We start from the raw sequence: 6,639 nt of genomic DNA, 5'->3' as shown, positions 1-6,639 counted from the left end.
CTTCGCAGGGGAGGGAGCAAAACTGGATTACTTAGTAGAAGCTTCGAAGCGACGTAACAGTAAGTTCCCGCGCTGTACTGCAGTGTCTAACGCTTCTTTGGCCGTTTTCTTGCCGCTCCACACGCTTTCCAGTTCTTCATCCAGGATGGTACGGATCTGAGGCATGTTGCCCAGACGCAGACCTTTGGTGAACGGCAACGGTGGCTTGTTCAGCATCTGGCGGGTGGCGACGTCAGAACCCGGGTTCTTCTCGTAGAAGCCTTCTTTCCTGGTCAGCTCATACGCGGCAGTCGTCACCGGCAGATAACCGGTTTTCTGATGCCATTCGGCTGCGATTTCCGGCGTGGTCAGGAATTGCAGGAATTCGGCAACGCCTTTGTAGGTGTCTTTGTCTTTGCCGTTCATCACCCACAGGCTTGCACCGCCGATGATGGCGTTTTGTGGTGCGCCTTTGATGTCTGCGTCGTAAGGCATCATGCCTACGCCGTAGTTGAATTTAGAATACTGACGGATGTCAGCCAGTGAACCGGAAGACGCGGTAGTCATCGCACAATCGCCGTTATAGAACTTGGCGGTGGATTCGTCTTTACGACCAAAATAGGTGAAATCACCTTTCTTGTTCATATCTTCAAGCATCTGGATGTGTTTGATTTGCTCTGGTTTGTTGAATTCCAGAACCGCATCGGTGCCATCGAAGCCGTTGTTTTTGGTGGCGATTGGCAGACCGTGCCAGGCACTGAAGTTCTCAATCTGGATCCAACCCTGCCAGCCGCTGGCGTAACCACATTTCATGCCCGCTTCACGCAATTTCTCGGTGTACGCAGCCATATCCTGCCAGGTTTTCGGCGGCTGATCCGGGTTCAGACCGGCTTTCTTAAAGGCATCTTTGTTGTAATACAGCACCGGCGTGGAGCTGTTGAAAGGCTGAGACAGCAGACGGCCTTTGGAATCGGAGTAATAACCGGAAACGGTCGGCACGAACTGGGAAACGTCTTCTTTAATGCCCGCATCGCTGAACACTTCGTAAACCGGTTTGATGGCTTTGCTGGCCATCATGGTCGCGGTGCCCACTTCGTAAACCTGCAAAATCGCCGGCGCATTACCGGTGCGGTACGCGGCAATACCGGCCGCCAGGCTTTCATCGTATTTGCCTTTGTAGACAGGCATGATTTTGACATCAGGGTGCGTCTGGTTAAAACGGTCCGCCAGCGAGTTCACTTCTTTGCCTAACTCGCCGTCCATAGAGTGCCAGAAAGGGATTTCTGTCACAGCGAAAGCATTGGCGCTGAAAGCCAGCGTCAGCGCGGTGCCAATGACCGTTTTTTTGAGGTTGATGAACATGCCTGTCTCCTGAATTCTGCTGGTGTGCTGCAAGTGCAGCCTGAAGTAAGCCGGGTAGAGTCGGGAGGTAAAATGACACGGTTAAGTGACAGAAAAATAACCGTTAAATGACAATGAAGTTACAGCAGCGTTAAATGCAGGTGACGGACAGATGGCAAAAAATAAGGCGCATCGGGTTAACAATGCGCCTCAGGGAATACGAAAAAAGAGGGATTACAGGGCGCGTTTCAAACGGGCGACTGCCTCGTGCATTTGCTCTTCGGTCGCGGTGGCGAATGACAGACGGAAGGTCGAGTGATCCGGATTATCGGCATAGAAGAATTCCCCCGGGACAAACACCACGCCCTGCTCCAGCGTCTTTTTCATCCAGTCAGCGCAGTTACGCGGCTCGCGGAAACGCGCCCACAGGAACATGCCGCCTTTCGGATATTCAAACGTCAGCACATCGCCCAGCTCGCGTTCCAGCAGTCCGGCCATGATCTGGCATTTATTTTTATACGCCGCACGGATGGTTTCGATCTGCTTCGGCAGACGACCCAGACCGAGATAATATTCCGCAATGGTCTGCGACAGCGCGCTGGCATGCAGATCTGCGGCCTGTTTGATGATGGCGACTTTATGCAGCAACCAGTCTGGCATAATGACCCAGCCCAGACGCAGGCCCGGCGCCAGAATTTTGGAAAACGTTGAGGTATAGATGATGTTATCCGCGTGACCAAACATCGCTTTCGACAGCTCAAACAGCGTCGGCTGGCGTTCGTCGGTGAAACGCAGTTCGCCGTACGGGTCATCTTCTACAATCAGGAATTCGTGCTGTGCTGCCAGTTTCACCAGTTGCTCACGACGGGCACGGCTCAGGGTTACGCCGCTCGGGTTTCCGAACGTTGGCACCAGATACACGCCTTTAATCTTCTGCGTTTTTAGGCGTTCCGCCAGCTCATCAACAATCATGCCGTCGCCATCAGAACCGACGGACAGCAGTTTAGCTTCGGCCAGTTCCAGGGTCTGTAACGCCGCCAGATAGGTCGGGCGCTCCACCACGAAAACATCATCGGGGTTCACCACGGCGCGCATCACCAGATCCAGCGCCTGCTGGGAGCCTGCAGTGACCACGATATCTTCAGGCTGCGCAACCACACCACGCTCCTGACAAAGCTCAGCAATACGCTCACGCAGCGTATAACTGCCTTCAGTCAGACCATACTGGAACGCATGTTCCGGCTGTTCAGTAATGGCCAGATGTGTGGCTTCACGCAGGCCGTCGAAATCAAAAAGCGCCGAAGAAGGAATACCACCCGCCAGCGAAATAACGCCTTCCATCTTGCTATGTTTCAGCAATTCCCGGATGGCTGAACTTTTAAGCCTGACCATACGGGCGGCGAGTAAACCTTCTGTGTTCATGACATGTTCCTGATGATGTGCAAAGTTATACGAATGTAAGAGATGTTAATTTATAGACAAAATAAAAACCGCAAAGCGCTTGCCGTGCGGTTTGTTAGATTTAACACAGATTTTTAAAATCCGATGCCAATTTATGCGCCAAGATAGGCCGCACGCACCGCTTCGTTCGCCAGCAATGCCGCACCGGTATCTTCCAGCACCACATGGCCATTCTCCAGAACGTAACCACGATCAGCGAGTTTCAGCGCCTGATTGGCGTTTTGCTCGACCAGGAAGATGGTCATTCCTTCTTCGCGCAATTGCTGGATAGTGTCGAAAATCTGCTGGATGATGATGGGTGCCAGCCCCAGCGACGGCTCATCGAGCAGCAGCAAACGTGGCTGGCTCATCAGCGCACGGCCAATCGCCAGCATCTGTTGCTCACCGCCGGACATGGTGCCTGACCGCTGCACACGACGCTCTTTCAGGCGCGGGAACAACGTAAACACGCGCTCCAGCCGTTCCTGATACTGATCGCGTGTGGCAAAGAAACCGCCCATCGCCAGATTCTCTTCCACCGTCATGCGTGAGAACACGCGGCGGCCTTCCGGCACAATCGCGATATCGCCACGCATGATTTTGGCGGTCTGCCACTGCGTGATGTCTTTCCCTTCGAAAATAATCGAGCCATTCGTCGCACGTGGTTCGCCACATAAACTGCCAAGTAGTGTGGTTTTACCCGCGCCGTTCGCGCCGATCAGCGTGACGATTTCCCCTTTATTAATACTCAGGCTGACTTCATGCAGCGCCTGAATTTTGCCGTAATGGGCGGATACCTGATTAAATGACAACATCTTGTTCTGTCCCTTAGCCTTCGCCCATTAACCTTCGCCTAAATAGGCGCGGATCACGTCAGGATTATTACGAATTTCAGCCGGTGTGCCTTGTGCCAGCGGCGTGCCCTGATTCACTACGTAGATGCGGTCGGAAATACCCATTACGAGTTTCATGTCGTGCTCAATCAGCAGAACAGACACGTTGTGCTGGTTACGCAATTCGGCAATCAGCTGGTTCAGCTCTTCGGTTTCACGCGGGTTAAGACCGGCAGCCGGTTCGTCGAGCATCAGGATTTCAGGACGCGTCACCATGCAGCGGACAATTTCCAGACGGCGTTGCTGGCCGTAAGCCAGATTACCCGCCTGACGGTTTGCCAGCTCGAGCAATCCGACACGTTCCAGCCAGTCAGCAGCGCGATCCAAAGCATCGGCTTCAGCGCGACGGAAGCCCGGCGTTTTGAACAGCCCAGCCAGCACGCCGCTTTTCAGGTGCTGATGCTGCGCGACCAGCAGGTTTTCGATCACCGTCATTTCACGGAACAGACGCACGTGCTGGAAAGTACGTACCACGCCCATGCGGGCAATTTTCTGCCCCGGTAAACCTTCCAGATGCTGATCACGCAGTTTAATGGTGCCGCCGCTCGGTTTGTAGAAACCGGTCAGGCAGTTAAATACCGTGGTTTTACCGGCACCGTTCGGGCCGATCAGCGAAACAATTTCGCCCTGATTGAGGTTCAGCGCCACATTGTTGACCGCCAGCAGGCCGCCAAAACGCATCATCAACCCTTCAACCGCTAACAGAGGTTGCGTACTCATGCCTTTTCCCCCTGATCCGCGATTTGTTGCTTAGACAGCTTCAGTTTCAGTTGCGGGCGCTTCATCGGCAGTAATCCCTGCGGACGCCAGATCATCATCAGCACCATTAATGCGCCGAGCAGTAACATGCTGTACTCGTTGAGATCACGCATCAGTTCGCGGGAAACCACCAGCAAAATAGCCGCCAGAATGACTGCAAACTGCGAGCCCATCCCGCCGAGCACGACGATAGCCAGCACGAAAGCGGATTCCGCAAAGGTGAAGGATTCCGGGCTGACAAAGCCCTGACGCGCCGCAAACAGCGTACCGGCAAAACCAGCAAACGCAGCGCTGATGGTGAACGCGGTCAGTTTGATGCGGGTCGGGTTCAGGCCCAGTGAACGGCAGGCAATTTCATCTTCACGCAAGGCTTCCCATGCACGGCCGAGCGGCATACGTAGCAAACGGTTGATGATGAACAATGTGGCGAGCACCAGCAACAGCGCCACCATGTACAGGAAAATAATGCGGTCGCTGGGATCATACGTAACATTAAAGAAGTTGCTGAAGGTATCCCAGCCGCCGTCGCGCGGTGTCCGGCTGAATTCCAGCCCGAACAGCGTGGGTTTCGGGATCTGGCTGATGCCGTTCGGTCCGCCGGTCAGTTCGGTATTATTGAGCAGCAGGATGCGGACGATTTCCCCAAAGCCCAGCGTCACAATCGCCAGATAGTCACCGCGCAGCCGCAGAACCGGGAAGCCAAGCAGGAAACCAAACGCCGCCGATACCAGACCGGCCAGCGGTAAGGCCTCCCAGAATCCGATGCCGTAATAGTGATTGAGCAGCGCGTAGGTGTAAGCGCCGATGGCATAAAAGCCGCCGTAACCCAGCACCAGCAGGCCGGACAATCCGACCACCACGTTCAGACCGAGGCCGAGCATTATGTAGATGAGCGTCAGCGTGGCGATATCCACCGTGCCGCGCGAGACGATAAACGGCCAGGCGATAGCGGCGATAATCAGCACCAGCGCCAGCAGTTTTTGTTTCGGCGTCGAGCCATCAAAGCTCGGCAAAACCCAGCCCGGACCCGAGACCTTTTTCAGGCCGCTGCTGACCATCGGGCGGAATAGCTGGAATACGAACACGATGGCGCAGCCGATGGCAATCCACGTCCAGCGCACTTCACCGGCGCCGTTGACCACCAGTTTTGTGCCGTCGAGGCTCAGCTGCAATCCCATGATGAATGCGGCCAGCACCAGCAGGACGAAAGCGGAGACCAGCGCATTTAACAGATTCAGGCGCTTCATACTTTCTCAACCTCCGGACGACCCAGAATACCGGTCGGCAGCACCAGCAACACGACGATCAGCAGTGCAAAGGAAACCACGTCTTTGTATTCGGTGCTCAGATACGCTGAGGTCAGCGCTTCAGCCACGCCCAGAATCAGGCCGCCGATCATCGCCCCCGGAATACTGCCGATCCCACCAAGAACCGCGGCGGTGAAAGCTTTCATACCGGCCATGAAGCCGATATACGGATTGATTACGCCGTAGAACTGACCGAGCAGAACGCCCGCTACGGCCGCCATTAACGCGCCAATGACGAAGGTTAGCGAAATCACGCGGTCAGTGCTGATCCCCAGCAGGCTGGCCATTTTGAGGTCTTCGGCGCAGGCACGACAGGCGCGACCCATACGCGAATAACGGATGAACAGCGTCAGCGCCAGCATCGCGACAAACGTGACGACCCAGATAATCAGCTGCATGGTGCTGATGGTCGCCGCAAAGCCGTTGGTTTCACCCAGTTTCCACTGGCCGGTCACCAGACTCGGTAAGGCGAGATCGCGTGAGCCCTGCGTGAGGCTGACGTAGTTTTGCAGAAAAATTGACATCCCGATGGCAGAAATCAGTGCAATCAACCGCTTGGAGTTACGCACCGGCTTATACGCCACGCGTTCAATACTCCAGCCATAGGCACTGGAAATTACAATCGCGGCGATAAAACCGGCACCGATCAGCAACCAGCTGGCGTCGATACCCATCATCATCAGGGCGGCGATAACAATAAAGGAGACATAACTGCCGATCATATACACCTCGCCGTGGGCGAAGTTGATCATGCCGATAATGCCGTAAACCATGGTGTAACCAATGGCGATCAGCGCATAAGTACTGCCCAACGTGACACCGTTGAACATCTGCTGAATGAAATAGAGGAACTGCTCTGACATACCCTATCCTTATTAATCAAGGGTTTGATAACTTGTGCTACTCCTCCCCCTGCGAAG

General features: G+C 54.7%; 6 protein-coding genes. All 6 read right to left on the bottom strand.

Annotation, left to right across the window (positions count from 1 at the left end):
- Positions 1-27 precede the first annotated feature (27 nt).
- The gene (gene ugpB / locus UC14_RS26305) at positions 28-1,341 is read right to left on the bottom strand and encodes a sn-glycerol-3-phosphate ABC transporter substrate-binding protein UgpB (protein ID WP_013577459.1); all 1,314 of its coding nucleotides are present in this window, start codon (positions 1,339-1,341) and stop codon (positions 28-30) included.
- Between the two features lie 213 nt (positions 1,342-1,554).
- Positions 1,555-2,742, bottom strand: coding sequence for a PLP-dependent aminotransferase family protein (locus UC14_RS26300; protein WP_112198750.1), 1,188 nt, complete (start codon positions 2,740-2,742; stop codon positions 1,555-1,557).
- Between the two features lie 131 nt (positions 2,743-2,873).
- Entirely contained in the window at positions 2,874-3,575 is a 702-nt protein-coding gene (gene livF, locus UC14_RS26295; protein ID WP_013577464.1) for a high-affinity branched-chain amino acid ABC transporter ATP-binding protein LivF, read from the bottom strand.
- Between the two features lie 27 nt (positions 3,576-3,602).
- Positions 3,603-4,373, bottom strand: a complete 771-nt coding sequence (gene livG / locus UC14_RS26290; protein ID WP_013577465.1) for a high-affinity branched-chain amino acid ABC transporter ATP-binding protein LivG — start codon at positions 4,371-4,373, stop codon at positions 3,603-3,605.
- On the bottom strand, positions 4,370-5,659 hold the full coding sequence (locus tag UC14_RS26285; protein WP_112152570.1) for a high-affinity branched-chain amino acid ABC transporter permease LivM: 1,290 nt from the start codon (positions 5,657-5,659) through the stop codon (positions 4,370-4,372). Before UC14_RS26285 ends, livG begins: the two co-directional genes overlap by 4 nt.
- Positions 5,656-6,582, bottom strand: a complete 927-nt coding sequence (gene livH / locus UC14_RS26280) for a high-affinity branched-chain amino acid ABC transporter permease LivH (protein ID WP_013577467.1) — start codon at positions 6,580-6,582, stop codon at positions 5,656-5,658. Before livH ends, UC14_RS26285 begins: the two co-directional genes overlap by 4 nt.
- Positions 6,583-6,639 lie beyond the last annotated feature (57 nt).

Origin of the sequence: Rahnella sp. NRRL B-41462, from assembly GCF_003263525.1 — a bacterium.
GTDB lineage: Bacteria > Pseudomonadota > Gammaproteobacteria > Enterobacterales > Enterobacteriaceae > Rahnella > Rahnella aceris.
Note: the sequence above shows the minus strand (reverse complement) of the source record. Positions and strands in the feature narration are given on the sequence as shown.

Excerpts from the sequence above, each read along its gene's own strand:
- ugpB (WP_013577459.1), bottom strand. The coding sequence starts at position 1,341 with ATGTTCATCAACCTCAAAAAAACGGTCATTGGCACCGCGCTGACGCTG.
- livH (WP_013577467.1), bottom strand. The coding sequence starts at position 6,582 with ATGTCAGAGCAGTTCCTCTATTTCATTCAGCAGATGTTCAACGGTGTC.
- livF (WP_013577464.1), bottom strand. The coding sequence starts at position 3,575 with ATGTTGTCATTTAATCAGGTATCCGCCCATTACGGCAAAATTCAGGCG.
- UC14_RS26300 (WP_112198750.1), bottom strand. The coding sequence starts at position 2,742 with ATGAACACAGAAGGTTTACTCGCCGCCCGTATGGTCAGGCTTAAAAGT.
- livG (WP_013577465.1), bottom strand. The coding sequence starts at position 4,373 with ATGAGTACGCAACCTCTGTTAGCGGTTGAAGGGTTGATGATGCGTTTT.
- UC14_RS26285 (WP_112152570.1), bottom strand. The coding sequence starts at position 5,659 with ATGAAGCGCCTGAATCTGTTAAATGCGCTGGTCTCCGCTTTCGTCCTG.